The sequence below is a fragment of the Streptomyces sp. NPDC054786 genome, from assembly GCF_053611685.1.
Genome location: NZ_JBSHAW010000095.1, coordinates 1 through 4,255 on the forward strand (window position 1 = coordinate 1; position 4,255 = coordinate 4,255).

Genomic DNA, 4,255 nt, shown 5'->3' on the forward strand with positions numbered 1-4,255 from the left:
CCGCCTCACGGTCCCTGCCCAGCACCACCGCACGGTGTTCCAGAGCGGCCCGTGTTGTCGCCAATGAGTAGGCGACATCGGCGAGTTCGGGTGTTCGGTCGGAGGTCAGGTACTGGTGCAGTCGCTCCGCCTGTGCCGGCAATGCCTCCGCCGACTTCGCAGACAGCACCACCGGGACCGTGGTCGTGCTGACACGGCCGGCGGGGGACGCCTCGGTGCCCGCGCTCTGCGGTGCCTGCTCGACGATGACATGGGCGTTGGTGCCACTCAGACCGAACGAGGACACGCCGGCCCGCCGCGGTCGGCCGGTCTCCGGCCACTCCACCGGCTCGGTCAGCAACCGCACGTCGCCCGCCGACCAGTCGACCTGGTTGCTGGGTTCGTCGACGTGCAGTGTCTTCGGCAGCACGCCGTGCCGTAGCGCCATCACCATCTTGATGACACCGCTGACACCCGCCGCGGCCTGCGCATGGCCGATGTTGGACTTGATCGAGCCGAGCCACAACGGCCGGCCCTCCTCGCGCCCTTGTCCGTACGTGGCCAGCAGCGCCTGGGCCTCGATCGGGTCCCCCAACCGGGTACCGGTGCCGTGGCCCTCCACCGCGTCCACGTCGGACGTGGTGAGCCCGGAGGCGGCGAGTGCACGCTGGATCACCCGCTGCTGCGAGGGGCCGTTGGGCGCGGTGAGTCCGTTGGAGGCGCCGTCCTGGTTGATCGCGGAGCCGCGCACCACCGCGAGGACCGGGTGCCCGTTGCGCTGCGCGTCCGACAGCCGCTCCAGCAGCAACAGGCCCACACCCTCGCCCCATCCGGTGCCGTCGGCCGCATCGGCGAAGGACTTGCAGCGGCCGTCGGCGGCCAGGCCGCGCTGCTGGCTGAAGTCGACGAAGATCTCCGGGGTCGGCATCACGGTGACGCCGCCGGCCAGGGCCAGGTCGATCTCGCCGGAGCGGAGCGCCTGGACGGCCATGTGCAAAGACACGAGCGACGACGAGCACGCCGTGTCCACCGTCACCGCCGGGCCCTCCAGCCCGAGGGCGTAGGCCACTCGCCCGGAGGCGATGCTGCCGGCGCTGCCATTGCCGACGTAGGCGGCGAGATCCTCGGGCACCTCGCCCGGACGGCTGCCGTAGTCGTGGTACATGACGCCCGCGTACACACCTGTCTGGCTGCCGCGTACGGAGAGGGGGTCGATGCCGGCCCGCTCGAACGCCTCCCAGGAGCTCTGCAGCAGCAGGCGCTGCTGCGGGTCCATCGCTACCGCCTCGCGCGGCATGATGCCGAAGAACGCGGGGTCGAACTCGGCGGCGTCGTAGAGGAATCCGCCCTCGCGGGAGTAGGTCTTGCCCGGAGTGCCCGGCTCCGGGTCGTACAGGTCCTCGGACCAGCCGCGGTCGGCCGGGAAACCGGCGACGGCGTCGCTGCCCTCGGCGATCAGGCGCCACAGGTCCTCGGCGGAAGCCACACCGCCGGGGAAGCGGCAGCTGATGGAGACGATGGCGACGGGCTCGTCGACCGCCCCGGTCCGGAGCGACTGCTCCTGACGCGCGGGCGCGGTGGACACGACCCCGGAGAGCCGGGTCGTGATGAAGTCCGCCACCGCGCGGCAGTTCGGGTAGTCGAAGACGAGCGTGGCCGGCAGGCGCAGGCCGGTTTCGCCGTTGAGCGCGTTGCGCAGTTCGACGGCGGCGAGGGAGTCGAAGCCGAGCTCCTTGAACGCACGGTCGGGTTCGACCGCGTCCGCTGACTCGTGGCCGAGCACCGTGGCGACGTGCACGCGCACCGACTCCAGAACGACGAGCCCGCGCTCTGCTTCGTCCAGTCCGGCAATGCGCTGTTCGAAGGCGCTGCCTCCGGCGGATTCCCCCGTGCCGCGCACCGTCCGGCGTACGGGGCCGCGGACGAGTCCCCGCAACAGCGCCGGAAGTTCGTCCGCACGGCCCTGGAGTGCCGCCCGGTCGACCGGAAGCGGGACCAGAACCGCCTCCTCGTGGCCGAGCGCATCGTCGAAGAGCGCGAGGCCCTGTTCCACGGTCAGTGCTGGCGTACCCAGGCGCTTCATGCGCTCGAGGTCGCTGTCGGCCAGATCACCGCCCAGACCGGTGTTGACCTCCCACATGCCGTAGGCGAGCGCTGTGGCGGGGAGCCCTGCCGCGCGGCGGTGTGCGGCGAGCGCGTCGAGGAAGACGTTGGCCGCGGCGTAGTTGGCCTGTCCTGCGGCAAGCACCAGACCGCCTGCCGAGGAGAACATCACGAAGGCGGCCAGATCACTGTCCTTGGTCAGCTCGTGCAGATGCCAGGCCGCATCGGCCTTCGGACGCAGCACCGCATCGAACCGCTCGAGGGTCAGCGCCCCGACCAGGGCGTTGTCCGCCACACCCGCCGCGTGTACGACCGCGGTCAGGGGGTGCCGAGCAGGGATGCCCTCAAGGAGCGCCGCCACCGCTCCGCGCTCGGACACGTCGCACGCCGCGACGGTCACCTGAGCGCCCAGTGCGGCGAGTTCGTCGCTCAGCTCGGCCGCGCCAGGGGCTTCCCGGCCGCGGCGACTGGTGAGCAGGAGGTGCCGAACCCCGTGCTCGGCCACGAGATGGCGCGCGACCAGTGCACCCAGACCGCCCGTGCCGCCCGTGACGAGCACGGTGCCCCCGGGGTTCCACTGGCTGCCCGGGGCCGTCGCTCCGGCCGGAGCGAGACGTGGGACGAGTGCCGTGCCGTCGCGCAGGGCGATTTCGGGCTCACCGGTGGCAACAGCGGCGGCCAGGGCACGAGCCGACTCCTCGGTGCCGTCCGTGTCAGCCACGACGAACCGCCCCGGGTTCTCCTGCTGCGCCGCCCGCACCAGGCCCCACACGGGTGCCTGGGACAGGTCCACGGTTTCGCCGGCGCGCACGGCCAGCGCGCTCTGCGTGAGCAGTACCAGGGTCGACTCCGCGCAGCGCTCGTCTGCCAGCCAGGACCGTACGGCCTCCAGCACCCGGGCGGTCACGCTCCGCACCGCCTCGGGCACATCGTCGGCGCCCGGGCCGACCCGCAGGACCACGGCGGCCGGGACAGCGTCGTCCGGGCGGAGCGCCTCGTGGTCGAGCAGTTCGGTAGGGGCGCTCTTCGGGGTGCCCAGCGGGCTCCAGCCGATCCGGAACAGGGCGTCCGGCGTTCCGGCGGCCGCCAGCTGCTCCTGCGAGACGGGCCGCGACACGAGGGACTCGACCGTCGCCACGGGGCGACCCCGCTCGTCCGCCACCCAGATCGCGGAGAGCTCGTCGCCGCGTACCCGGCGCAGATGGACGCGCAGGGACGAGACTCCGGCCGCGTGCAGGGTGACGCCGTTCCAGGAGAACGGCAGCAGGGTCTCGCCGGCACCGCCTTCAGAGAGCAGGTCCGCGTGCATGGCGGCATCCAGCAGCGCCGGGTGCAGGCCGAAGCGGGCCGCTTCGGCCCGCGCCTCCTCCGGGAGCGACACCTCGGCGAACACATCTTCGCCGCGCCGCCAGGCGGCCTTGAGGCCCTGGAACACTGGTCCGTAACCGTAGCCCCGGTCGGTCAGGCGCTCGTAGCAGCCCTCCAGGGGCACCGGTACGGCACCCGGCGGCGGCCACGCGGTCAGCTCGACCGGGGCCGCACCCGTGCCGGACACGAGCACGCCGGTGGCGTGCCGGGTCCACTCGCCATCCGCGTGCTCCGGGCGGGAGTGGACGCCGACCGTACGGGCTCCCGTGCCGTCGGCAGCACTGACGACGACGCGCAGGTCGAGCCCGCCGGAGCCTTTCGCCGGCAGCACCAGGGGTGCCTGCAGAGTCAGCTCTTCGACGACGCCGCAGCCGACCTCGTCACCGGCCCGGATCGCGAGCTCCAGGAGGCCCGTGCCGGGAAGCAGCACCCGGCCGAACACCTCGTGGTCGTCGACCCACGGGTGGGAGTCGACGGCCAGCCGGCCGGTCAGCACCACGCCGTCCGACTCGGGTGTCGCCACCATCGCGCCGAGCATCGGGTGCTCCACGGTCCGCAGACCCACCGAACCAAGATCCCCGGCAGTGCGGGCCGGGGCGTCCAGCCAGTACCACTTGTGCTCGAAGGCGTACGTGGGCAGGTCCGCCCAGCCGTCCTCGTGACCGGCGAAGAAGGCGTCCCAGCCGATCCGGATGCCGCGCGCGTGGGCACGGCTCAGCCCGGTGAGCAGCTCGTGCTCCTCGGGGCGGTCGCGGCGGAGTGTGGAGACGAAGGTGACGTCGTTGGTGAGGCAGTCTTGTCCCAT

The 4,255-nt window shown here is 72.5% G+C and carries 1 protein-coding gene; it reads right to left on the reverse strand.

Annotated features, from left to right (window positions below):
• Window positions 1–4,255 (reverse strand): type I polyketide synthase (locus tag ACWGI6_RS38065; protein WP_453271755.1); only part of this gene is annotated, 4,255 nt, incomplete at both ends.